This is a genomic window from Bacteroidales bacterium (assembly GCA_016709865.1).
In the GTDB taxonomy this organism is placed as follows: Bacteria; Bacteroidota; Bacteroidia; order Bacteroidales; family VadinHA17; genus LD21.
On record JADJLX010000003.1, the window covers coordinates 579,413 to 603,258 of the forward strand.

A 23,846-nucleotide genomic window follows, 5' to 3' on the forward strand; every position below is an offset into this window, starting at 1 on the left:
CCCTATCTCTTGTGCGATTCGTCGCAATAGGGTTTATTCTGCGATCTGCCACATCTGCATAACCAGATTTCAGAGGGCGATTCATCTTTATCTCTCTTGAGATCTTTTATCTGGAAATTCCCCGTAATTTTAATCGGGCCATTGGCAATTAATTCAACTCTGGCCTGGGTTTTATTCTCTTCCTTATTCTCCATTACAAATATTTTTAACCTATGAAGCCTACTTTTCTGTGCCTTCCATCACAAAAAGGCTGATGATCGCTTACTCCGCACCTGCATAATGAGATCATTCCTTCTTTGAAATCTTTCTTATTTCCATCTTCATATATTAACGAGAGATTCCCTTTAATAACAATGGGTCCATCAATCATTATCTTAACAGAAACGGGTTGCTCTTCCTTTTCGGGTTCCTTATCATTTATAAGCTCAGGCCTTCTGAAATTAATATGATTATACTGATCACTACCTATTGATTTGTTCTTTTCTTCATCATTCCATTTCCAGGCCAGGGCATCAGTAGGACATAAATTCACAATTTCAATTATTTTCTCTGTTGAGGCACCCTGCATATCTACCCAGGGCCTTCTGCTGGGATCAAAAACTTCAATAAGTTCCCTGTAACAATAGGATGCATGTATACATGCAGATGGCTTCCAGTATACGGTAATATCATCATTTTTATACTTCCTTCCCCCGGTAAACTGTCCCTCTTTCTTTTCCATTAATGCTATCTTATTGAATAAATAACTGTTGCAATTTAGCATTTTTTGAATAGAATACATGAGTCACATTTCGCGTAATATTATTAATTTAGTAGTATAGTATTTTAAGTGATTAAAATTCATTTATTTTACACACATATGATTGTGAAGTAGGTTGATGTTCTAACTGAGGAGGGGTTTGTTTTATGATTAGTCCTGTTACTGTTGCACTCTTTGTTATAGCTCTTGGTATAATTATATGGCTTTCTGTTAATTTGTTCAGAGTCAGGAAATCTGACACGGAAAAGGCAAGGAAGATTGAAGAGTTGAATTATGAGATACAGGGCAGGATTGCTAAATCTGAAAATCCGGGTATTAATACATCGGATAGAAATGATGGGTTAGAAAATCTCTTCGGGCTCCTGATGAATGCAGCCACCGACAGGATCTCATACTACGATAATAATCATAATCTTAAGTATGCAAATCCTGCATTTTATTCAATTCTCGGAGTCGATAGTACTGCTTTCAATTCTGTAACACCCTCAGAATTAATACATCCTGATGACCGTGATTTCATTCAAAGGAAGACAGAAGCTCTTGAGAAGACCGGATTTTTTGAGAGTGAAATCAGGCTGCGTCATCATAATGGACATTATCTGAACCTGTCGGATAAATCTGTTGTAGTAAAAAGTGATAGCGGCGAAAAGCTGGGCTATTTATCTATTGACCGTGATATTGCATTGTTGAAAAAGATTCATGCTGATCTTGTAAAAGCTAATGTTGATTCAGAGGCAAGTAACAGGCTCAAATCGAGCTTTCTGGCAAATATATCACATGAGATCAGAACCCCTCTTAATAGCGTTGTTGGCTTCTCAAATCTTCTTCTCGCAGATAATATTACCAGTGATGTAAGGGAAGAGTATATTGAACATATAAATCACAACAGCGAGAAACTTCTTCAGATAATTGGTGATATTATTGACCTGTCGCGATTAGAAAGCAATCAGATCGAGATTACCTATGAGGAGACATCGCTTATCTCAATTATAAATGAGATTGTGGAGGATACCAGGCAGATCATCAGACGCAATGAAAAACCAATACTGCTTAATGTTAAAAATCAGTTTGAGGAAAACGGAGATCTTATTTTTACCGATAGGGTATGGCTTAAGCGTGTACTTAACCATCTGATGGATAACGCTGTGAAATTCACCCTCGACGGATCAATTGAGTTTGCATATCAGAGAGAAGATGATAAAATAGTTTTTAAAATAAAAGATACAGGCATAGGGATAAAAAACGAAAACCTTTCCCATATTTTTGAGGAGTTCAGGCAGGAAGTAGGCGGACACCACAGGCCATTTGAGGGTTTGGGAATAGGACTAACTCTGGCTAAGGAGGTTGTTGAAAGGATGGGAGGTAAGATCTTCGTAAAATCGGAAAAAGGAATAGGTTCGGAATTCAGCTTCTCTATACCCTACCGGCCGGCAGGAAGTACAAAAATAAAGATCCCGGATGCAGGCATCAGCAATTTTCTTAAACCTATTGACTGGAGTTCGAAAAAGTGCCTCATTGTTGATGACAACAAGGATGTTCTTATTTATCTGAACAGGATTCTTCATGATACTGGTGTTTCGATACTGATGGCACGTTCGGGATATGAGGCAATTGAACTCGTGAAATCAACACCTGATATAGATGTTATACTTCTCGATATGCAGATGCCTGAAATGAACGGTATCGAAGCCACAAAGGAGATAAGAAAAATAAGGAAAAATATACCGATAATTGCCCAGACAGCTTTTGTTTTTGAAGATGATAAAGACATTGTAATTGAAGCCGGCTGCGATGCCTGCCTTATAAAACCGATTCGGAAAGACCACCTTATTACTATAATGTCGAGCTTTGTGAAATCTCGATGACAAATAACCGGTACGCAGATATTATTTTACCACTTGCCGTAAGGGGACGATTCACTTACACGATCCCTGATGAGATGTCAGGCAGGGTTGTGCCGGGTTTGAGAGTTATGGTACCATTCGGCAGCAAAAACCTCTATTCCGGTATCGTTAGCAAGACTCATAACATTGATCCGGGGTACAAAAATGTTAAGTCTATTTCAAGTATCCCTGATACTATACCGCTTATTAATGAGAATCAGCTTAGCCTATGGCAATGGATCTCGGAATATTATCTGTGCAGCGAGGGAGAGGTGATGAAGGCTGCACTTCCTTCTGCTGCCAGTCTGAGCGAATACCGCCCGAAGCTCGAAACATTCATTTCTCTTGCTGAGAAGTATACAGATAAAGCACTTAATGAAATTCTCGACCGGCTAAAAAAGGCACCTAAGCAGCAGAATCTTCTTATTGCTTATCTGGGAATAACAGGATATACATCAGGTACAGAAATCTTTCCGGTTAACAAAGCATTGTTACTTACTGAGACACAATCTTCTCCCGCAACACTGGATGCACTAATCTACAAAGGTATACTGAACTCTGTTTCGCTTCCGGTTTCGAGGATAGCTGAGTCGGACAGTTTTAAGGAACCAGTAAAAAAACTCAGTGAGGCGCAATCTGTAGCATGGTCGTCAGTCACTACCCAGTTTAAAGAAAAAGATATAGTACTGCTGCATGGTGTTACATCAAGCGGCAAAACAGAGATCTATATCCATCTCATTGAAGAACAGCTGAAAAAGGGTAAACAGGTGCTTTATATGCTGCCCGAAATAGCACTGACAACACAAATCATACTCCGGCTAAAAAAACACTTCGGGGCTGTGACCGGTGTCTATCATTCCCGTTTCAGCGATCCGGAAAAAGTGGAAATCTGGAAAAGGGTTGCTGATGATGATCCCTTAACCGGATACCGTCTTATACTGGGTGTGCGATCATCAATATTTCTTCCTTTCAGCGATCTGGGACTGATAATAATAGATGAGGAGCATGATGGATCATATAAACAACACGATCCGGCTCCCAGATATCATGCACGCGATTCGGCAATAATGCTTGCTGCCTTTCATAAGGCAAAAACCATCCTCGGATCTGCTTCTCCTTCAATAGAAAGCTATAATAATGCAGTCATTGGCAAATATGGACTGGCTGAATTGATGGAGAGGTACGGTATGATTAAACTGCCAAACATTATCATTGGAAACACCAGGGAGGCTTACAGAAAGAAACTTATGGTTTCACATTTTACACCTGAACTGCTTGCCGCAATGGATGAAGCTCTCGGGAAAGAGGAACAGATAATCCTATTCCAGAACAGGAGAGGTTTTTCACCCTATATAGAGTGTTCGGAGTGCGGATGGATACCTGTATGTATTCAGTGTGCCGTTAATCTGACGTATCACAAAGCAATAAATAAGCTGGTATGCCACTACTGCGGCTATACCACAGGCACTCCGTCAAAATGCGGAAGTTGTCATTCTACTGGGATGGTAACACGCGGCTTCGGAACAGAGAAAATTGAAGATGAGATAAAGATAGTATTTCCCGATGCACGGGTTGCCAGGATGGATCAGGATACTACAAGGAATAAAAACTCCTTCCGGAAACTTATCAGAGCATTTGAAGAGAGGAGGATTGATATTCTAATTGGTACACAGATGATTTCAAAGGGTCTCGATTTCGAGAATCTAACTGTTGTTGGTGTACTCAATGCTGATAACCTGCTGAACTACCCCGATTTCAGGGCTCATGAAAGAAGTTTCCAGCTGATGGAACAGGTAAGCGGCAGGGCCGGAAGACGTCAGAAACAGGGGAAAGTTGTTATCCAGACTGGTGATCCGGCAAACAGGGTCATCCGACTGGTACTGAGGCACGATTACCTGAATATGTTTAAGATACAGGCAGAAGAGAGAAAGACATTCAATTATCCTCCCTTCTGCAGGATGGTTAAAATAAGCATAAAGCATAAGGATCGTGCACAGCTTAATCACTTTTCCGATATTCTTGGAGATGACCTGAAAACAATCTTTGGAAAAAGGGTTCTGGGACCGGAATCACCGGTAATTTCTCAGGTGCAGCTATGGTATATAAAGACAGTTCTGATAAAGATCGAGAAGGAGAAACCTCCAGCCAGGGCCAAACAACTTATCATTGAGGCAATCGACAGGGTGGAAAAAGAGAAGGGTGCTTCAGGACTCAGGATAGCTATTGATGTGGATCCGTATTGACCTCTTCCCCCTTTCCCCCTTCTCCCGGGAGAGAAGGGGGTAACCAAATATTCTTAATTTTTCAAGCCCCTCCCTCCTGGGGGAGGGGTTGGGGAGAGGTCCTAAAACGAAGGAGTGAATTAAAGCTATTGGTAAGTAAAAAGATGCTAATTTTGGGTTAATAATAATTTCAAGATGAAAATAGAAGTATCAAACGGTGAGATAATTGATAAACTCACAATTATTCAGATAAAACTTGAGAGGATTAAGGATAAATCCAAGCTTGTTAACCTTCAGAAGGAGTATGACGAACTTATCAAGATCTCTTCATCGATTATCAGTACTGATGATGATCTTTATAAGTCTTTATATCTGATTAACTGTGAATTATGGGATATTGAGGACCATATCCGTGACCTTGAGAGAAATAAGGATTTTGGTGAAGATTTTGTTTCAACAGCGCGTGCTGTTTATTTTAAGAATGATAAGAGGTCGGAGATTAAAAGAGAGATCAATATCAAAACATCATCCGGATTAATAGAGGAAAAATCCTACGAGAAATACTGATATGAGGTTGCTTGTTATACGATCCTCCGCTATGGGAGACGTTGCTCTCACTACTCCGGTTTTAATCGGTATGAGAAAACAATTTCCTGATGTGGAATTAGTATTACTCACAAGACTCGCATATAAACCATTTTTTACTAATGTGAAGGGACTCAGTCTCTTCTTTCCGGATTTTAAGAAGCGGCATAAAGGATTACCAGGAATATTTAGGCTATACCGCGATATTATCAGAGATGAAGAAGTTGATTGTGTTATTGATCTGCACGATGTTCTGAGATCAAAAATATTAAGGTTAATCTTCAGATTATCAGGGGTCCCTGTATTTGTCATTGATAAAGGGCGAAGAGAAAAAAGGCTTCTTGTTAAAGGCAGAAAAAAGGATCAGCTTAAGCACTCTGTTGCCAGATACTCAGATGTATTTAAAAAAGCCGGTTTTAGTGTTGACCCTTCACCTGATATTTCGATCCTTCCATCGGATGAGGCTTCAAAGGTAGCTGAAACATTAATTTTAAATTCAGGCGAACTAAATATTGGTGTTGCCCCTTATGCAAAACATAAGTTGAAAATGTGGCCGGAAGAGAATATGATTAAGTTACTCTCAATGATCGCAGAGCATCATAAATGCAGATTCTGGCTGTTTGGAGGATTTGAAGATTCTGAGAAGCTTGCCGTCTTTCAGAAAAAAGTACCGGGTTCTGTAAACCTGGTAGGGAAATTGAACCTTGATGAGGAGCTGGCATTAATGAGCAGACTAAGTTTTATGATTGCAATGGATTCATCCAATATGCATATGGCTGCTCTTGCTGGTACAAAAGTCATCTCAATCTGGGGAGGAACAGATCCTCTGAGCGGATTCGGCGCCTGGATGCAGCCAAAGGATTATTTTGTAAGTATCCCGGTCGATCAGCTCACCTGCCGCCCTTGTACCACTTTTGGCAAAGGTGAATGCAAGCGGGGAGATTTTGCCTGCATGGTATGGCTCACTCCTGAAATTGTTTTTGAAAGAATAAGAAACTTAAAAATCATATAATGCATTATAATCATAGCCACGGGAGATTTGGTGATTTTTCATCAGGTGTTTCAAAAAGGAGAATGCTGGTAGCTTTCATAGCTGTTATTATTGTTGTGGGCACTTACTTCATTCAGAGAAATGAATCAGTTGCTGATAAGAATCCGGTAGATTTAGTTAATCCGCTGATGGGAACCGATTCTGAGTTCCGGCTGTCGAACGGGAATTCATATCCGGCAATAGCATTGCCCTGGGGAATGAATTTCTGGACACCCCAGACCCGGAATATGGGCAATGGCTGGGCTTATACCTATGACGATTACAAGATAATGGGTATAAAACAGACTCATCAGCCGAGCCCGTGGATCAACGATTATGCTGCTTTCTCACTGATGCCGCTTACAGGTAAGATTAAGATCAGGGAAAGTGAGAGAGCTTCATGGTTCTCCCACAAGGCTGAAATAGTGAAACCTTATTATTACAGTGTTTACCTGGCTGATTATGATGTTACTGCTGAAGTAACACCTACCGAACGTGCTGCCATGTTCCGTTTTACATTTCCTGAAAATGACTCCTCATTTATATTGATCGACGGATTTAAAAAGGGTTCGATGGTGAAGATCATCCCGGCTGAAAGAAAAGTAATAGGTTATTGCAGTAATAACAGCGGTGGTGTTCCTGAGAACTTCCATAACTATTTTGTTGCTGTTTTTGACAGGGATTTCACTTCAACTCATACCTGGCATGGAGATACTTTAGAAGTTAATACACTCGAATCAGAGAGCGCTCATTCAGGCGCTGTGCTGGGTTTCAAAACAAAGAGGGGAGATAAGATAAATGTAAGGATTGCTTCCTCCTTTATAAGTCCGGAGCAGGCATTGTTAAATCTCAACCGTGAGACTGACGGGAAAGATTTTGAAACAGTTAAAGCTGAAGGCAAAGCTGTGTGGAACAGGGAGCTCGGTCGGATTGCTGTTGAAGGAGGAACGTCAGATCAGCAGAGGACATTCTATTCATGTCTATACAGGATGATTCTGTTCCCAAGGAGTTTTTATGAGTTAAATGAAAAGAATGAGGTTGTTCATTACAGTCCGTATAATGGTGAAGTGTTACCCGGATATATGTTTACCGATAATGGTTTCTGGGATACTTTCAGGGCGCTCTTCCCTTTCACAACCCTCATGTACCCAGATATGAACAGCAAGATTATGGAAGGCCTCGTTAATACATACAAAGAGAGCGGATGGCTGCCTGAATGGGCTAGTCCCGGGCACCGCGACTGCATGATTGGCTCCAATTCGGCTTCGCTCATTGCAGACTCATATCTGAAAGGAATAAGAGGTTATGATATTGAGACTCTTTACAAGGCAATCCTTAAGAATGCCGATAGTGTAGGTCCTGTTACTTCAGTAGGCAGATATGGTGCATCATATTATAATGACCTGGGTTATGTGCCTTATAATGTTGGTATTAATGAAAATGCAGCCCGTACTCTTGAGTATGCTTATGCCGATTTCTGCATATCAAAACTTGCAACGGCACTTAACCGTCCGAAAGAAGAAATAGATCTCTTTGAAAAAAGAGCTATGAACTATAAAAATGTATTTGATCCGGGAAGGAAACTGATGCGCGGCCGTAATCTCGATGGTACATTTCAGTCACCATTCAGTCCATATAAATGGGGCGATGCCTTTACCGAAGGCAACAGCTGGCACTACACATGGAGTGTGTTCCAGGATGTAGACGGACTAATTAATCTGATGGGAGGGAAGGACTATTTCAATGCGAAGCTCGATTCAGTTTTTGAAGTACCCCCCGTATTTGATTATTCATATTACGGTCAGGTTATACACGAGATCCGCGAGATGCAGATTATGAACATGGGTAATTATGCTCACGGCAATCAGCCTATTCAGCATATGATCTATCTTTATAATTATTCAGGTCAGCCATGGAAGACTCAGTACCGTGTAAGGGAGGTGCTTGATAAACTCTACAATTATACTCCCGACGGATATTGCGGCGATGAGGACAATGGACAGACATCAGCCTGGTACGTATTTTCTGCTCTTGGATTCTATCCTGTCACTCCGGGAACTGATGAATATGTGTTCGGATCACCTCTATTCAGCAAGGCGACGCTGCATTTCGAAAATGGCAAAAAACTTATAATATCAGCTCCCGGCAACAGCAGGGAAGATATTTATGTGCAGAACATAAAGAAGAACGGGAAACGGATTGATGCTAATTTTATCCGTCATGGAGACCTTCAAAAAGGAGGGAAGCTTACCTTCACAATGGGTAGAGAACCCGATTTAGAACGGGGAACTAAAGAGGAATCATTTCCATTCTCGATGAGTGTTAATAATAAGAACTGACACAGAGAGACACAGAGGATACACAGAGAGCCACTGAGAGAAATTTAGTTGATACATTGACAAATATTATAAGAAAAATTAAACAAGAAATTAAATGGTAGGGTTTACAAGGAATTTTAAACCTCTGTGTAACTCTGTGTCTCCTCTGTGTAACTCTGTGATAGTTCTTCTATTCATACAATTAAATAGTTATTAAGATGATACAGTATTTAAGGTTATTTTTTTTCATAGGTGTTTTTGGTGTTTTATCATTCTCTTGTAATTTCAGAAATGGTGGAATACCCGCAAATGAAAAACCAGCATCTTATAATAATGAACAATACCGTCCGCAATATCATTTCTCACCCGATTCGGCATGGATGAATGATCCGAACGGTATGTTTTTCCTTGACGGGGAGTATCACCTCTTTTATCAGTATTATCCCGACAGTACAGTATGGGGACCAATGCACTGGGGGCATGCAGTTAGTAAGGATATGATTAAATGGCAGCATTTACCTGTAGCAATTTACCCCGATTCTCTCGGCTATATTTTTTCAGGCAGTGCTGTGGCGGATACAAAAAACAGTTCGGGTCTTGGTACTATTCAGAACCCTCCTGTAGTTGCCATTTACACCTATCACAATCCTGTACTTGAGAAAAAGGCAGCAATGTATTTCAGAATCAGGGTATTGCATACAGTACAGATAAGGGTCGGACCTGGGTGAAATACCCAGGGAATCCGGTACTTAAGAATCCGGGGATACGTGATTTCAGGGATCCCAAAGTAATATGGCATAATGCAACAAATAAATGGATAATGATACTTGCTGTCCAGGACAGGGTTCATATATATTCCTCACCTGATCTGCTCGACTGGAGATTTGAGAGTGAATTCGGAAAGGGAATAGGAGCACACGGAGGAGTCTGGGAGTGTCCCGATTTATTCGAAATTAAAGTTACCAATGGTGACAATTCAAAATGGGTAATGTTTGTGAGTATCAATCCGGGAGGACCAGATGGCGGTTCTGCAACACAGTATTTTACAGGAGATTTCGACGGGCACAAATTTATGCCTGATAATACTAAGGAGAAATGGGTGGACAGAGGCAGGGATAATTATGCCGGAGTTACATGGTCGAATATTCCTGAATCGGATGCAAGGAGGCTGTTTGTAGGCTGGATGAGCAACTGGGACTATGCCAATGTGGTACCAACGATTAGATGGAGAAGTGCAACTACTGTTCCCAGGGAGATATCTTTACTGAAGGACGGGAAAGAGTATATACTTTATTCAAATCCGGTGCAGGAACTTGTTTCTCTGCGGAATAAGGTATACAGGCCATTTAAAGAGCCTCAGAAATTAGAAGGTGATATGGAGATTAACACTGATAGCATCAGTATGATGCAGTGCGAGATGGTAATTGATTTTAATTTGATTGGGAGTGCGGCCGATTCTATTGGAATTATCCTTGAGAACAATTTGAAAGAGCAATTGGTAATCGGATATACAGGTAAACAAAAGCAGATCTTTGTCGACCGCACAAGAGCAGGAAGATCAGATTTCTCAGGAAAATTTGCTGGTATTTCTTCTTCTGCATATGAAGCCGGGGACAAATTGAAATTCAGAATACTTATGGATGCTTCATCATCAGAACTTTTTGTTGACAATGGTAAGCTGGTTATGACGAACCTTGTTTTTCCGACAGAGAGTTACATAAAGTTAAAGGTATTCTCAAAAGGTGAAGTCACTCTTGAGAACGCAGTATTCTATAGCCTTAAATCGATCTGGCAACAATAGTTCCTTCGTGTTCCTTTGTGTATACCTTAGTGCACTTTGTGGTAAAAAAAGAATCAGGTAGCAGCTGGAATCAGAGTTTCAGTTTTATATTGAAACGAACCAGAAGAGCAGTTAATCCAACCATCAGGAAAGCCCAGATAACTGAACCTATTATCGCTGCAACCGGCAGTCCCGATTCCTTATATATAAGAACATGAACTCCGGAGCTCCATATAAGATAATATATAATGTCGGGGGCAAGATAAGTTGTCAGAGAGTTTTCTCCGGCGGGCTTAAATAAGAATGTCCATTTGGTCTTTTTCTTTAAATCTATAACCCAGTACAGCAGTACAAAAAGTAACATGCTGATGCCAATACAGATCATTCCCCAACTTGGAGTTGCCTGTATCTTGGATATGATGAACCAGTTACGAAGAATGAATCCGGCTATTATACTTACGAATCCCATCAAACCAATAATCAGCATTGCTTTGTCAGGTTTATCTGCAGAATATTTTTTCAAAACAAGTGCAGCTATCATTCCTGCAATAACAATCATCGGTACGTTTCCTTCGATAATTACCCCGAAGATTGGTTTTGCTATATCGAGTGCCCCAAGGAGATCAAGTTTCGAGAGGATATTCATGATAAGGAAGAAAAGGAAAGCAACCACACTGTTAAGGATGCTGTCGCGTATCAGCAGGTAGATGAAAGCAGCCACGAGGTATCCCCAGCCGATAAGTCCAAGTATTCCCCACCAGCTGGTAATAAGGGAACCGTTGTTTTCAGCCTCTCCTGACTGAAATTTGAGCACCAGGAATATCAGTATGCCCATTCCTGCCAGTTTCAGTCCGGTTAATGTGAAGAAATTCTTATCATTTTCCCTGTAGTTATTCCAGATGAGAAATACCCCCAGATACATAAGGATAGCCCAGAGGTTACTGTTTATACCTGTTAATTCGGAGTTGACTCTTCCTGAATTAAGCATTAATACTCCGATTATTATAAGGGCAATACTTCTTTTTATTATATGTTTTGATATGTCGAATGTGTTTGTGCCGGCGGCTATTCTTTTGCCTATTGAGTAAGGGATAGCCATACCGACCATGAACAGGAAACCGGGAAACACCCAGTCGGCCAGACCCATACCATCAAAATCTGCTTTCATATGTCCAAGCCATTCGGGTACCCCTGGCATATAAAGGTCGTTTACGAAGAGCATCAGAACGAGGGTTAAGCCCCGCATAATATCTATTGAGTAGATTCGGTTGGTGGTATCCATTGTGTTTATGTAATTTGCTGCAAAGGTTAAAAGAATAAAGATAATTTTATTATTTTTGCCACACGAATTAATCGGGGTGTGGCGCAGTTGGTAGCGTACTACGTTCGGGACGTAGGGGCCGGAAGTTCGAGTCTTCTCACCCCGACAAATAAAAAAGCCTGGCATTAATGTGCCGGGCTTTATTTTTAAGTCCGCTATCAGTTAAATCTGACCATTATATTTTGGGTCAAAATCTACCATCCATTCAATACCAAATTTGTCTCTGAACATTCCAAAATACGAACCCCATGGACTGTCACCAATAGGCATTTCAATTTCACCACCTGCTGAAAGTCCATTGAATAATTTGTTAGCTTCTTCCTTGCTTTCTGCACTTATCGAAATTTTACTTCTGTTTTCGTTTTCGTTAACACGTCCCATACTTTCGGGAATGTCATTTCCCATTAAGACGTTTTTACCAATAGGCAATGCAATATGCATAATTTTATTTGCATCGATTTCTGCTACGGGGAATTCAGGACCTGCCAAGTCTTTTAAACGCATGACCATAGCGAATTCTCCGCCAAAAACTGATTTGTAGAATGTAAATGCTTCTTCTGCATTTCCATTAAAGTTGATATGAGGATTTATTAGTGCCATTGTGTATTGTCTATTTTAATCGTTCTAATTTTCCTTTTCGTTTAACTATATTCTTATAGTCCCACTGAATTTCAATTGATTTTTCAATCCATCTTTTAACGTCAGTAGTTTTTATTTCTTCTGCTGAATTGTAAAATACAGAGGCATCTTTAAATTTGCCGCCTCTCACATTTAAATCTACTTCATCAAAATCTGCACCACTCCAAAACATAAGACGTATACCTTTTTTCTCCTTGCTGTATCCAACTATTGGATTACCCTCTAAAAACCAAACAGGGTGTGCATGCCAGATTTTATTTTCAGCATTCTTCAAATGATTATCTATTAAAGTTGCCAGCTTGTTGCAAAGGTCAACTTCGTCTGATAACTGATTATATTCTTCAATTTCTTTCTTCATCACTGTTTCAGTTCATTACGATTGTTGCGGAAATTTCGTGATGTCCATATAAAATACTTCCCACGTGTGTCCATCTAAGTCTTCAATAGTTCTTTGTTGCATAAAGCCATAATCTTTCATCTCAGTTGGCTCTGTTCCTCCTGCATCAAGTCCTTTGCTTATAATACTGTTCACTTCATCAACACTGTCCACCGACAAGGAAAAAAGTCCTGCTAAATTTGATTTTGTATCTGCAATTGGTTTGGTGGCAAAAGATGCAAATTTTTCGTGTGTCATTATCATCACAAAAATGTTTTCACTCCAAACCATACATTTACCTGAATCGTCAGAAAATTGCGGATTATTTGAAAATCCTAATGCAGTATAAAAGGCCATTGATTTTTGAAGGTCTTTTACTGCTAAATTGATAAATATCTGTTTTTCCATAATATCAAGAATTAGTTGTCAAACCTCACTTGAGCTTTGTTTTTCTGGCAGTTTGCTGAGTTTCGCTGACAAATACCGTCCAAAGCAAATAAGTGTTATGTATAACATTTATTGGCTGAAAAAAGTTCAGTAATCATTACCGGGAGACGGTATCTAAAGACTATCATACCCTAGGGTGGAGTGTACTATCCTGATGTTAAGTGGTGTGTTTCCTTGTCTACTCATCATGACTATGTAAATAAAATGGCTTTGTAAATCAGATATTTACGAGGCCATTTTCATTAGAAGTACAAAAAGTAGTACAAATATACTAATTCATAGATTTTTTTTCTACCTTAATAAAATCAACTAAGCTAAAATTCATGAAGGAATTGATAGTATTAATATTTGCTGTATCATTTATTTCTGCAAATGCACAGAATATTGGTCTTTATTCAAATAAAGAATCAGACAAAGTACAATTTGCAGTTCGTGAAATAGAGACTGTAATGAAAGAGAAAGGGTTGGATTTTAACAGCTATTCGAATTCTAAGTCCGGAAAGATGATGGGTGATCAGGTAAAAATAGTGCTGATCAGCAAAAATGAGAAAGTTGCTGAAGAGAGTATAAAAAGAGCGGGTATTAAAAATGTTGCCGGATTAAAAGATGAAGGTTTTATAATTCATATTACAGGAAAGGATCAAAAAACTATTTATGTGTTGGGATATGATGAAGCCGGTACAATGTATGGCGGCCTTGAAGTAGCTGAAATTATTAAGGTTAAGGGGATCGATGCGGTGCAAAATCAGTTGCAGAACCCATACATGAAGGTTCGCGGGACCAAGTTTAATATCCCGCTCGATATGCGCAGTCCGACTTATACCGAACCGAGCGATGCAGCTCAGAAGAACATGGGTGAAATGTGGAATTTTGAGTTCTGGAAAGAGTACATCGATAACCTTGCCCGTTACCGCTATAACCTTATTTCACTCTGGAATATGCATCCGTTTCCATCAATGGTTAAAGTACCTGAATATCCCGACATTGCATTGAACGACGTTCGAAAGAGTACCGGCGACTGGAAAGAAAACTATTCACTTAATGGCTGGGGATTCGATGCCCCTGAGATAATGAAAAGCTTCGAAGTGCTCAAAAAAATGACTATTGAGGAGAAAATTGATTTCTGGCGCAGAGTAATGGCCTATGGCAAACAGCGAAACGTCAGGTTTTATGTTGTAACCTGGAATATTTTTGTTTATGGAACAGAAGGGAAATACGGCATTACCGACAAACCCGATAATCCTGTTACAACAGACTATTTCCGGAAAAGCATTAAGCAAATGGTGCTCACTTACCCCGATCTGGCAGGAATCGGACTGACAACCGGTGAAAATATGTACGACTTTACCGCAACACAAAAAGAAGAGTGGGCTTTTGCGACCTATGGACAAGGCGTATTGGATGCCCTGAAAGAACAACCCGGACGGAAAATTGACTTTATACACCGTCAGCATCAGACACAGGCAAAAGAAATCACTTCTATTTTTAAAGACGTAATGAAGAATGAAAACATCAACTTCGTTTTCAGTTTCAAATATGCTCAGGCCCATGTTTATAGTTCTGTTAATCAGGTTTTTCATCAGGAATTTGTAAAAGATATTCAGGGCGAAAACCTGAAAACCCTGTGGACGCTTCGCAACGATGATAGTTTTTATTTCAGATGGGGAGCCCCGGATTTTGTAAGGGATTTCATAAAAAACATTCCTTATGATGTATCTGAAGGCTTCTATTATGGGTCCGACCAGTATGTTTGGGGAAGGGAATTCCTTGACAAATACTCTGATGGTCCACAGGAACTGGAAATTGTTAAGCACTGGTATCAGTGGATGTGCTGGGGCAGACTGGGATATAACCCCGATATTGGTAATGATCGTTTTATCGATAACATTAAATACCGTTTTCCATCAGTCAATGCTCAGGAGATGTTCAATGCATGGCAATCTGCATCAATGATTTATCCTCTGGTTACCGGTTTTCACTGGGGAGCGCTTGATTTTCAGTGGTACATTGAATCAGGACAATCGACCCCTGATATTGCAAACACTCCTTCGGGTTACCACGATGTAAACAGGTTCATTACCCTTCCCCCTCATAAAGGCACCGGCTATATTTCTATTCCCGTCTATACAAAAGCTTTCGTAACCGGATCAAAAATAGAAGGAGAAACACCTTTACAGGTCGCTGATAAGATCATTCAGAATTCTGAGTTCGCATTAAAATGGGCCGATGCACAGAGTCAGGAGATGAATAGGGAGTTGCGCATAACAATTGATGATATTAAAACGATGGCCCGACTGGGGAAAAATTATGGCCATAAAATCCGTGGTGCAACTTATCTCTCACTTTTCAGGGAGACACTGCAAAGGGAATGGTATAATAAAGCAATTGAAGAACTGAATATGTCTGCTGGCTACTGGAGACATTATGCGGCCAGCGGCCTGGCTAATTATAATAATCCGTTGTGGACCAATCGTGTGGGGTATGTTGATTGGAGAGAGAACTTTAACTGGTCACTTTTCGACGTTATCGCGAATGGAGCTCAGCCAAACCTGCCATCGATGCAGCCAACTGCAGGAGGAACCATTCTGGAAGCGGAGGCTTCGGATTTTAAGATCTCGGGTATAAAAAATGAGTTAAAAGGTTATACCGGAACAGGGTACCTTGAAACCAAAGTAGGTGATGCCAGACATCATGTGATGTGGTCATATAATGCCCCTGAATCGGGGAGCTATATCCTTGAATTCAGATTTACACTTAAACGCGAGCAGATCTTTCTCTCTCCTGTAGTGATCAACGGTAAAAGAGTCCTTGATATAGAATTCTGGAACACAGGTAATCCAGGCAACTGGGTTTGGGAACGTGTTACCGTAAAGCTTGAAAAAGGTGAAAATACTATCAGTATTTCGCCGGAGGGGTTTGTGCTTCTGGATCATTTAAACATAATAAAGAACTTTTCTACATCACAGCAGACAGATTTAGTAAGTAAATGGGATACCATAAGGCCTCTTGCTAATTATAGTTCATTACCTAATCCCAATTAATTAGTAAAAAGAAGCGGCGCAAGTTCCAGCAGGCTTCGGCGCCAGGTCTGAAACTCGTGACGAGTATTCTCAGAAACATATGATACAGCATTGATGCCGGCATCTTTTAAAGCTGCAGCGGCTTTCCTTACTCCTTCAGCATTTTCGAAGCTGCCACAGCTTAGGAAGATGAGCTTTACCTTAGACTTGTCCTTGATATCTTCCGGACTGTATGTACCCCCGCTGAGAAGAGCATAGTGTGAAAATACATCAGGACGGGCAAGTGTAATTGTTTTGGTTTCCATCCCGCCCATTGAAAGACCACCCATGGCCCGATTGGACTGGTCAGCAAGGGTGCGGAAATTATTATCAATATAAGGGATCAATTCGTCGATAAGGACTGTCTGAAAAGCATCTATCTTGAAATTTCTCATTCCTCCCATCTTTACATCGTTGGTCATCCCGTATGTCATAACGATGATGAAAGGTTTGATCTTCCCATTTGCAATCAGGTTATCCATTATCAGATTGGCTCTGCCCTGGTTACTCCATGCGGTTTCATCCTCTCCCCATCCATGTTGAAGGTAGAGCACCGGATATTTTTTTGATTTATCCTTGTCATAACTGGGAGGGGTGTAAACAAATGCCCGGCGCGATGTATTTGTGCTTTTGGAGGGGAAAAGGATCTGTTGGACTTTTCCATGGGGAACATCCTTCAAGGCATAAAAGTCCTCGTCATGAGCTGGTATTTCGATGCCGCTTTCCCAACGGGTTGAGCCATAAAAGTTCAAAGTGCCGGGGTCATTAAAGACTCCGCCGTCGACAGTCAGGTGGTAATAGTGAAATCCTTCTTCCAGGGGGCCTGCTGTAACACCAACCCACGTACCATCCTCTGTTTTAGTAAGGGGAGTCCCTCCACGGGTTCCGCCAAGTCCAAGACTTACAACAACACTCTGAGCCTGTGGTGCCATTATCCTGAATCGTGCATAACCCTGCGAGTTGACCTGGGGGTATTCTTGTCCCGGCTGATTCAGAGTAGATGGTTTAAAGTCGTTTATAATAGCTGGCAGTTGCGTTTGAGCCATACTGAATTTGCATGATGATGCAAACACCAGTAAAACGAAGAATAATGTTTTTTTCATTTTAATACTTTGTTTAAATTCCAGAAATATTTTTAAGTACCACTATACCGGGGCAGTAATTAATCAAAGTTAATTTTGTTTTTTATTTATTCACAATCACAATTCAATATTTCTGATTTTCTCTACCTTCATTCCAAAATTCTGATTATGCAAATCAAAAGACGTAATTTCATTAAACAATCGTTATCATCAGCTGCAGGACTGGCAACTGCGGCTATGCTTCCCGCAGATCTTTTCAGCAGAGGAATACATGAGACTTCCCATCCGAAAGAAGTAATAGTGGAACCAAAGATGCAGACCCGACCAAAGGAATCAATCAGGTTTTCAGTAATCGGAATCAACCATAATCATATTAACGGAATGGTAACTTCACTTATCGGAGGAGGTGGCGAACTTGTGATGGTATATGCCAAAGAGCCTGATTTGTTAAAAGGTTTTACCAGGTCATTTCCCAAAGTTAAAGTGGCCGCAAGCGAAGATGAGATACTGCAGGATAATTCCATTCAGCTTGTCGCCAGCGCTGGAATCCCTGTCGAAAGGGCTCCGCTTGGGATCAGGGTGATGCAGTCGGGCAAGGATTATATGACCGACAAGCCGGGGATTTTAACATTTGAACAGCTTAAAAAGGTAAAGAAAGTTCAGAAAGCTACAAATCGTATCTATTCAATAATGTACAGCGAGAGACTGGGTTCTCCCGCTGCAGTAAAGGCTGACGAGCTTATTAGGGCCGGAGCCATAGGAAAGGTTGTTCAGACAATAGGTATGGGACCTCACAGAATGACTCCCAAAACACGTCCTGCCTGGTTTTTTGATCCAGCCCTGGCGGGAGGTATATTATGTGATATTGGCTCGCACCAGTGCGATCAGTTCCTGTTTTATACCGGGGCAAAGGAGGCAGAAGTCAACTTCGCCCAGATTGGAAATTTCAATCTTCCTGCTTATCCGAATTTTCAGGACTTTGGCGACATGAGCCTTCGCAGCCCTAATGCTTCAGGCTATATACGCATCGACTGGTTCACACCCGATGGTCTGGCTACCTGGGGCGACGGACGAGTGTTTATTCTCGGGACAGAAGGTTTTATTGAGATGCGAAAATACATCGATGTACTGGGACGTAAAGGGGGTAATCACCTGCTTATGACTAATCAAAAAGAGTCAATTTATTATGATTGCTCAAAGGTGTATCTGCCTTATGGTGAGCAGCTTGTAAGAGATGTCGTAAACCGTACTGAAACTGCAATGCCTCAGGATCATTGTTTCCTTGCAACAGAGTTGGCGCTCACTGCCCAGAAAATTGCCCGCAGACTTAATGTGTGATTTTTTTAGGAGAAATGTGAACAGTTTTTATTACTTTTATGTGTCTCAAATTTCGCTGCATAAAATATGGAAACTGTCATAAACAATGATCTGCAGTTTGCTTTTGATTTTGTTAAATACACAAACCGCAACATCTTTCTTACCGGTAAGGCAGGAACAGGAAAAACGACTTTTCTTCACGACCTGAAAAGAACATCCCCAAAGCGGATGATTGTTGTTGCCCCGACCGGTGTTGCTGCAATAAACGCCGGAGGTGTTACCCTTCATTCATTCTTTCAGTTGCCCTTCCATCCCTACGTTCCATCGTTTTATCTGCCTCAGGTTAATCGCGAAAATACGGCTGAGCAAAATGATCCGCCGGGATATAAGATGAGCCGTGAAAAGATTAATATTATCAGAAGTCTCGATCTGCTTGTAATTGATGAAATAAGCATGGTGAGAGCTGATACTTTGGATGCCGTCGACTCTGCCCTCAGACGGTACAAAAGCCGTCATCTCCCATTTGGCGGAGTTCAGCTGCTTATGATCGGCGACCTTCAGCAACTTGCTCCTGTTGTCAAAGATGAAGACAGGGAGATCCTTGATAAATATTATGATTCTGTATTTTTCTTCGGGAGCAGGGCGCTGTGCAGCACCGATTATGTAACTATTGAACTTAAACATATTTACAGACAGAATGATAAGGTTTTTATTAACCTGCTGAATAAGGTCCGCGACAATCATGTGGACACAGAAGTACTGAGCGAACTTAATAAAAGATATATTCCTGATTTTGATCCGGACTCAGGAGGCGGATATATCACTCTTACAACACACAATAATCAGGCCCAGACGCTTAATGACTCAAAGCTGGAAAAACTTCCCGGCAGGTCTCACTCCTTTAAAGCAACAATTCAGGATGAGTTTCCGGAGTTTTCATATCCTACTGCAAGTGAGCTTATTCTGAAGAAAGGAGCCCAGGTTATGTTTGTTAAGAATGATATTTCCAGGGACAAGCTTTTCTTCAACGGGAAAATAGGGAAAGTAGAAGATTTTGAGGACGATATAATCATTGTTAAGTGCCCGGATGACGATTCCCCGATCATGGTTGAAAGGGCGGAATGGCAAAACATGAAGTATTCACTTGATGACGATACAAAAGAGATTCAGGAGACAGTTATCGGGACATTTACTCAATACCCTCTCAAGCTGGCATGGGCAATTACAATTCATAAGAGCCAGGGACTTACTTTTGAAAGAGCCGTTATTGATGCCTGTGCTGCTTTTGCCCACGGGCAGGTCTATGTGGCTCTCAGCCGCTGCCGTACGCTTGACGGACTGGTGCTAAGCACCCGGATCAATCAGCGAAGCATAATCGATAATCCTGCTATCTCGGAATTTGTAAATGAAAAGATTCAGAATCAACCGGGTCAGCCTCAGCTGGCAGAGGCAAAAAAAGCATACCAGCAGATGTTGCTGACAGAACTATTCGATTTTACTCCTGTTACGCGCAGTTTACACTATTGCCTCAAGGTTGTAAATGAGCACAAAGAGAGTATTTTAGGTAATCCACGGGAAATCATCGAACAAAATATCATAAGCATCAATACAGACCTTATTGAAGTCTCTGACAAATTCCAGCCACAGTTGAATGGACTTTTAAAGGGGGAAACGGATGCTGAAGAAAATGTTCTGCTTCAGGATAGAGTAAAAAAAGCCAGCGAATTCTTTTCAGTGAAACTTGAAGCCGCCATGAAAGAAATTCTGGAGGGTTTTACAGTTGAGACAGATAATAAGGCAGTTCGCAAATCAATCGCTGAGGCATCGGAGCGTCTGAAAAAGGAGGGAGACACAAAGTTAGCCTGTCTTAATGCTGTGAGGTCAGGTTTTACAATTGGCAAGTATCTGGAAGCTAAAGCTAAATCGGCTATCGAAGTTCCTGCTGCAAAATCTCATCAGGTAAAAACTGCAGATGATGCTTCCGGTATTATTAAGCATCCGGTTCTTTTCCGTATGCTTAAAGAATGGAGGAATCAGAAAGCAAAGGAAACCGGACTTTCGCATTACATGATATTACATCAGAAAACGATGGTTAATCTGGCCGGTTTTCTGCCTCAGTCATTATCTGCGCTCAGGCTGGTAAAGGGAATGGGGAAGAAGAAATCAGAGAAATTCGGAGGCGAAATTCTGGAGATAATTACTTTCTATTGTGAAAAAGAAAACATTGCACCGGCTGTTGATACCATTGCATATGGAAAAGCAATAAAAAAAGTTAAAGAGGATACAAAGAAAATAAGTTTTGATCTATTTAAAGAGGGTAAGTCAGTTACACAAATTGCTGAGGAGAGAAACCTGATAGCAACAACTATTGAAAGTCATCTGGCATTTTATGTTGGTAAGGGCGAGATTCCGGTCAGAAGATTTGTTTCACAGGAAAAGACAGACCTTATCTCCAGACATTTTGGAGGAAGTGATGATCTTAAACTGGGACCTGTAAAGGAGGCTCTGGGGGATCAGGTGACATGGAGTGAAATCAGGTTTGTGGCGAACCATATTGAGTTTTTGAGAAAATCCTCCAATTTACCTCCGAGGCAGTAATATTTTGATATAAGGCATAAAAATGATTGATAAACATAGGATATTACTGCTTAGACAGTAAAATAATGAAAATAGTTTGTTTGTTTGAAAAATATAGCTTAATTTTACCGCTATAAGAGTAAATAATGACAAAATCGCAGGAGTTATCATATGTAGTTAAGGCGCATCGAAAGGCAGCCAAATTGAGTCGGGCCAGCCTAGCTGAAATGGCAGGTGTTGGTAAGACTGTAATTTATGATATTGAAAACGGGAAAGAAACTATTCAATTAAACACTTTACGAAAAATACTTAAAGTATTAAACATCAGGATAGAGCTAATAAGTCCGTTAATGGACCACCTACATAATGAAAATGAGAAAGGTTAAAGTATTTGTTAAGGGAGTTGAGGCAGGAACCCTGACAGAATTACAACAGGGTAAAGAGTATTTATTTGAATATCTGGCAGGATATAATGGACTAGATATATCCCGTTCTATGCCGCGGAATACTACAGTATACAGGTTCGATAATTTTCCTCCGTTCTTCGATGGATTATTACCTGAAGGAGTACAATTGGAGGGATTGTTGAAAATAAAAAAAATTGATAGAAAGGACTACTTATCGCAATTAATAGCTGTTGGGGACGACATGGTTGGAGTAGTAACTGTAAAAGAAATTCCGGAATGAACATCTGCCCAATAACATATACTCCCTGCGGTAAAGACCGGTATAGTTCTGCGGGACTCAGACTTTTGAGTGCAGGGCTAAAAACATTAAATGACCTTGAGTATACTGCTGATGAACAAAGGAAGGAAGCTTTTAACCGTGCATCGAAAATGTCAGTTCAGGGAGTCCAGCCGAAGCTTAGTGCAGTTCTTAGCGTGAAAGATGAAAAGTTTAGTATTGTAGATAATGGCGGGAAATATATACTCAAACCTCAACACAATCTTTATTTGCAAATGCCTGAGAATGAAGATCTCACAATGAAGCTTGCTGCGGAGATTGGGCTGGAAATACCTTTACATGGTTTAATCTGGTCGAAGGATAATTCATTAACATATTTTATTAAGCGATTTGACAGGAAGGGACAGAATGATAAAGTTCCGGTTGAAGATTTTGCCCAGCTTGCCGGACTGAGTCGCAATACAAAGTATGATTACAGTATGGAAAGAGTTGTAAAGTTGATTGATGAATACTGCACATTCCCTGCAATAGAGAAAATAAAGCTATTTAAACTGGTTATATTCTGTTATTTAGTTGGTAATGAGGATATGCATCTGAAAAATTTCTCCATTATCACCAGAGATCAAAAAGTGATGCTGTCACCGTGTTATGATCTGGTTAATTCCACAATCGAATACAAGAAACAGGATGAAGAAATGGCCTTGCCATTGAAAGGTAAGAAGAAACATTTAACCCGTAACATCCTTGTTGACTACTTTGGAATGGAAAGAAGTGAATTAACAGCAAAGAGTATTGAAAAAGTACTTGAAGCAATCGGGTTAGCAATACCAAAATGGAAAAGTTTGATTGATATCAGTTTTTTATCAAAAGAGATGAAAGGCAAATATCATGATTTACTGGACCAGAGACTTGCGGTCATGAAAATTCAGTGAAGTCATGATGTTACTGGTTTGGTTTTAGCAGACTACCCTTAATATCCGATAATTATTCGTATCATTAACTTTCTGACATTTTTCAGGAAATTAATTCTTCCTGATATGTCCCTCACTAACTAACATAAAGAAAAATCTATGTGTTTTTCAGCTGAAGCAAGTTTCGTGGGCGGAGTAATTATCTCTGCCATAGGTATTGCAACCGTAACAAAGGTTCATAAGCCTTCGCAGATAGTATTTGCCAGTATTCCGCTTTTTTTCGGATTGCAGCAGATTGTTGAAGGTAGCTTATGGTTAACAATTCCATTGCCGGAATATGCTGATTTGAGGCAAGTCGGGACTTATATTTTTCTGATTATGGCTGATTTCCTCTGGCCTACAATGATACCGCTGTCTGTTCTTTTAATGGAAGAAAATAAGAAGAAAAGAAAATATCTGAAGGTCCTGCTTGGAATGGGAATATTTCTTTCACTCTATTATGCTTTTTGCCTCATAACATTCAGTGTGACACCACAGATAATGGGTTATCATATTCATTATGCAACTACTTTCCCGAAGTCGCTGTCGATGCCGGCATTTATTGTATATCTGATGGTTACAATAACTCCGCTTTTTATCTCCAGCATTAAAAGAACTCATCTGATGGGCATTTTAATGTTCCTTTCCTGCCTGGTTACTGCTATATTTTTCACACAGTACCTTACATCGGTCTGGTGCTTTTTTGCAGCATTGCTTAGCGGTGTAATTTACTGGATTCTCCATAGTTCCAGGAGTGTTTTTAAACTAAATAAATTAGCTTTGTTAAAAGCTGAATCAGAAAGGTTAAAAAGCTGA

21 protein-coding genes and 1 tRNA gene are annotated in these 23,846 nt (G+C 40.4%); 15 read left to right on the top strand and 7 right to left on the bottom strand.

Annotated elements, in window-relative coordinates:
* Positions 1 to 2 precede the first annotated feature (2 nt).
* Positions 3 to 194: a CDGSH iron-sulfur domain-containing protein gene (locus IPJ16_07930; protein ID MBK7627112.1), complete on the bottom strand. Its 192-nt coding sequence runs from the start codon at positions 192 to 194 to the stop codon at positions 3 to 5.
* Between the two features lie 11 nt (positions 195 to 205).
* Complete coding sequence (locus IPJ16_07935; protein ID MBK7627113.1) at positions 206 to 721, bottom strand: (4Fe-4S)-binding protein; 516 nt, start codon at positions 719 to 721, stop codon at positions 206 to 208.
* Between the two features lie 185 nt (positions 722 to 906).
* Between IPJ16_07935 and IPJ16_07940 the strand changes: the two genes are divergently transcribed.
* The 7 genes from IPJ16_07940 (at position 907) to IPJ16_07970 (ending at position 10,599) form a co-directional block, all read left to right on the top strand.
* Positions 907 to 2,625, top strand: coding sequence for a response regulator (locus IPJ16_07940; GenBank protein MBK7627114.1), 1,719 nt, complete (start codon positions 907 to 909; stop codon positions 2,623 to 2,625).
* The gene (gene priA / locus IPJ16_07945; GenBank protein MBK7627115.1) at positions 2,622 to 4,886 is read left to right on the top strand and encodes a primosomal protein N'; all 2,265 of its coding nucleotides are present in this window, start codon (positions 2,622 to 2,624) and stop codon (positions 4,884 to 4,886) included. Before IPJ16_07940 ends, priA begins: the two co-directional genes overlap by 4 nt.
* Before the next feature lie 174 nt (positions 4,887 to 5,060).
* On the top strand, positions 5,061 to 5,432 hold the full coding sequence (locus IPJ16_07950) for a hypothetical protein (GenBank protein MBK7627116.1): 372 nt from the start codon (positions 5,061 to 5,063) through the stop codon (positions 5,430 to 5,432).
* 1 nt (position 5,433) lies between these two features.
* Positions 5,434 to 6,462: a glycosyltransferase family 9 protein gene (locus IPJ16_07955; protein MBK7627117.1), complete on the top strand. Its 1,029-nt coding sequence runs from the start codon at positions 5,434 to 5,436 to the stop codon at positions 6,460 to 6,462.
* Between the two features lie 62 nt (positions 6,463 to 6,524).
* On the top strand, positions 6,525 to 8,819 hold the full coding sequence (locus tag IPJ16_07960; protein MBK7627118.1) for a GH92 family glycosyl hydrolase: 2,295 nt from the start codon (positions 6,525 to 6,527) through the stop codon (positions 8,817 to 8,819).
* A 197-nt stretch (positions 8,820 to 9,016) separates the two neighbouring features.
* Positions 9,017 to 9,526 (top strand): hypothetical protein, encoded by a 510-nt coding sequence (locus IPJ16_07965; GenBank protein ID MBK7627119.1) that lies wholly within the window; start codon positions 9,017 to 9,019, stop codon positions 9,524 to 9,526.
* Positions 9,490 to 10,599: a glycoside hydrolase family 32 protein gene (locus IPJ16_07970; protein ID MBK7627120.1), complete on the top strand. Its 1,110-nt coding sequence runs from the start codon at positions 9,490 to 9,492 to the stop codon at positions 10,597 to 10,599. Before IPJ16_07965 ends, IPJ16_07970 begins: the two co-directional genes overlap by 37 nt.
* A 70-nt stretch (positions 10,600 to 10,669) precedes the next feature.
* Here IPJ16_07970 and IPJ16_07975 read toward each other — a convergent pair whose 3' ends face one another.
* Complete coding sequence (locus IPJ16_07975) at positions 10,670 to 11,860, bottom strand: DUF5009 domain-containing protein (GenBank protein ID MBK7627121.1); 1,191 nt, start codon at positions 11,858 to 11,860, stop codon at positions 10,670 to 10,672.
* 72 nt (positions 11,861 to 11,932) lie between these two features.
* Here IPJ16_07975 and IPJ16_07980 point away from each other — a divergent pair.
* A tRNA-Pro gene (locus tag IPJ16_07980) sits at positions 11,933 to 12,005 on the top strand.
* 56 nt (positions 12,006 to 12,061) lie between these two features.
* Here IPJ16_07980 and IPJ16_07985 read toward each other — a convergent pair.
* From IPJ16_07985 to IPJ16_07995, 3 genes are read right to left on the bottom strand one after another with little or no spacing between them, the layout of a single operon-like run.
* Positions 12,062 to 12,499 carry a VOC family protein gene (locus IPJ16_07985; GenBank protein ID MBK7627122.1) on the bottom strand — a complete coding sequence of 146 codons (438 nt, stop codon included), beginning with the start codon at positions 12,497 to 12,499 and terminating at the stop codon, positions 12,062 to 12,064.
* A gap of 10 nt (positions 12,500 to 12,509) precedes the next feature.
* Positions 12,510 to 12,896: a DUF1801 domain-containing protein gene (locus IPJ16_07990; protein ID MBK7627123.1), complete on the bottom strand. Its 387-nt coding sequence runs from the start codon at positions 12,894 to 12,896 to the stop codon at positions 12,510 to 12,512.
* Positions 12,897 to 12,911: 15 nt separating this feature from the next.
* Positions 12,912 to 13,322: a glyoxalase/bleomycin resistance/extradiol dioxygenase family protein gene (locus IPJ16_07995; protein ID MBK7627124.1), complete on the bottom strand. Its 411-nt coding sequence runs from the start codon at positions 13,320 to 13,322 to the stop codon at positions 12,912 to 12,914.
* A gap of 362 nt (positions 13,323 to 13,684) precedes the next feature.
* Here IPJ16_07995 and IPJ16_08000 point away from each other — a divergent pair, with 362 nt between their 5' ends.
* Complete coding sequence (locus IPJ16_08000; GenBank protein MBK7627125.1) at positions 13,685 to 16,402, top strand: carbohydrate-binding family 6 protein; 2,718 nt, start codon at positions 13,685 to 13,687, stop codon at positions 16,400 to 16,402.
* Here IPJ16_08000 and IPJ16_08005 read toward each other — a convergent pair.
* Complete coding sequence (locus tag IPJ16_08005) at positions 16,399 to 17,523, bottom strand: esterase (GenBank protein ID MBK7627126.1); 1,125 nt, start codon at positions 17,521 to 17,523, stop codon at positions 16,399 to 16,401. The genes IPJ16_08000 and IPJ16_08005 overlap by 4 nt on opposite strands.
* A gap of 147 nt (positions 17,524 to 17,670) precedes the next feature.
* Here IPJ16_08005 and IPJ16_08010 point away from each other — a divergent pair, with 147 nt between their 5' ends.
* From IPJ16_08010 to IPJ16_08035, 6 genes are all read left to right on the top strand, one after another.
* On the top strand, positions 17,671 to 18,840 hold the full coding sequence (locus IPJ16_08010; protein MBK7627127.1) for a Gfo/Idh/MocA family oxidoreductase: 1,170 nt from the start codon (positions 17,671 to 17,673) through the stop codon (positions 18,838 to 18,840).
* 66 nt (positions 18,841 to 18,906) lie between these two features.
* On the top strand, positions 18,907 to 21,417 hold the full coding sequence (locus IPJ16_08015) for a helix-turn-helix domain-containing protein (GenBank protein ID MBK7627128.1): 2,511 nt from the start codon (positions 18,907 to 18,909) through the stop codon (positions 21,415 to 21,417).
* A gap of 125 nt (positions 21,418 to 21,542) precedes the next feature.
* Positions 21,543 to 21,782, top strand: a complete 240-nt coding sequence (locus tag IPJ16_08020; GenBank protein ID MBK7627129.1) for a helix-turn-helix transcriptional regulator — start codon at positions 21,543 to 21,545, stop codon at positions 21,780 to 21,782.
* Positions 21,769 to 22,083 (top strand): HipA N-terminal domain-containing protein, encoded by a 315-nt coding sequence (locus tag IPJ16_08025; GenBank protein MBK7627130.1) that lies wholly within the window; start codon positions 21,769 to 21,771, stop codon positions 22,081 to 22,083. The genes IPJ16_08020 and IPJ16_08025 overlap by 14 nt, the downstream gene beginning before the upstream one ends.
* On the top strand, positions 22,080 to 23,012 hold the full coding sequence (locus tag IPJ16_08030; GenBank protein MBK7627131.1) for a HipA domain-containing protein: 933 nt from the start codon (positions 22,080 to 22,082) through the stop codon (positions 23,010 to 23,012). Before IPJ16_08025 ends, IPJ16_08030 begins: the two co-directional genes overlap by 4 nt.
* 138 nt (positions 23,013 to 23,150) lie before the next feature.
* Positions 23,151 to 23,846, top strand: a complete 696-nt coding sequence (locus tag IPJ16_08035) for a hypothetical protein (GenBank protein MBK7627132.1) — start codon at positions 23,151 to 23,153, stop codon at positions 23,844 to 23,846.

What these genes read in the sequence shown, in the direction of transcription:
- IPJ16_07995 (MBK7627124.1), bottom strand. Translation starts at nt 13,322, where the DNA reads ATGGAAAAACAGATATTTATCAATTTAGCAGTAAAAGACCTTCAAAAA.
- IPJ16_08015 (MBK7627128.1), top strand. Translation starts at nt 18,907, where the DNA reads ATGGAAACTGTCATAAACAATGATCTGCAGTTTGCTTTTGATTTTGTT.
- IPJ16_07955 (MBK7627117.1), top strand. Translation starts at nt 5,434, where the DNA reads ATGAGGTTGCTTGTTATACGATCCTCCGCTATGGGAGACGTTGCTCTC.
- IPJ16_08020 (MBK7627129.1), top strand. Translation starts at nt 21,543, where the DNA reads ATGACAAAATCGCAGGAGTTATCATATGTAGTTAAGGCGCATCGAAAG.
- IPJ16_07975 (MBK7627121.1), bottom strand. Translation starts at nt 11,860, where the DNA reads ATGGATACCACCAACCGAATCTACTCAATAGATATTATGCGGGGCTTA.
- IPJ16_08030 (MBK7627131.1), top strand. Translation starts at nt 22,080, where the DNA reads ATGAACATCTGCCCAATAACATATACTCCCTGCGGTAAAGACCGGTAT.
- IPJ16_07935 (MBK7627113.1), bottom strand. Translation starts at nt 721, where the DNA reads ATGGAAAAGAAAGAGGGACAGTTTACCGGGGGAAGGAAGTATAAAAAT.
- IPJ16_08000 (MBK7627125.1), top strand. Translation starts at nt 13,685, where the DNA reads ATGAAGGAATTGATAGTATTAATATTTGCTGTATCATTTATTTCTGCA.
- IPJ16_07960 (MBK7627118.1), top strand. Translation starts at nt 6,525, where the DNA reads ATGCTGGTAGCTTTCATAGCTGTTATTATTGTTGTGGGCACTTACTTC.
- IPJ16_07930 (MBK7627112.1), bottom strand. Translation starts at nt 194, where the DNA reads ATGGAGAATAAGGAAGAGAATAAAACCCAGGCCAGAGTTGAATTAATT.
- IPJ16_08010 (MBK7627127.1), top strand. Translation starts at nt 17,671, where the DNA reads ATGCAAATCAAAAGACGTAATTTCATTAAACAATCGTTATCATCAGCT.
- IPJ16_07965 (MBK7627119.1), top strand. Translation starts at nt 9,017, where the DNA reads ATGATACAGTATTTAAGGTTATTTTTTTTCATAGGTGTTTTTGGTGTT.
- IPJ16_07950 (MBK7627116.1), top strand. Translation starts at nt 5,061, where the DNA reads ATGAAAATAGAAGTATCAAACGGTGAGATAATTGATAAACTCACAATT.
- IPJ16_08025 (MBK7627130.1), top strand. Translation starts at nt 21,769, where the DNA reads ATGAGAAAGGTTAAAGTATTTGTTAAGGGAGTTGAGGCAGGAACCCTG.
- IPJ16_07990 (MBK7627123.1), bottom strand. Translation starts at nt 12,896, where the DNA reads ATGAAGAAAGAAATTGAAGAATATAATCAGTTATCAGACGAAGTTGAC.
- IPJ16_07940 (MBK7627114.1), top strand. Translation starts at nt 907, where the DNA reads ATGATTAGTCCTGTTACTGTTGCACTCTTTGTTATAGCTCTTGGTATA.
- priA (MBK7627115.1), top strand. Translation starts at nt 2,622, where the DNA reads ATGACAAATAACCGGTACGCAGATATTATTTTACCACTTGCCGTAAGG.
- IPJ16_07985 (MBK7627122.1), bottom strand. Translation starts at nt 12,499, where the DNA reads ATGGCACTAATAAATCCTCATATCAACTTTAATGGAAATGCAGAAGAA.
- IPJ16_08005 (MBK7627126.1), bottom strand. Translation starts at nt 17,523, where the DNA reads ATGAAAAAAACATTATTCTTCGTTTTACTGGTGTTTGCATCATCATGC.
- IPJ16_08035 (MBK7627132.1), top strand. Translation starts at nt 23,151, where the DNA reads ATGTGTTTTTCAGCTGAAGCAAGTTTCGTGGGCGGAGTAATTATCTCT.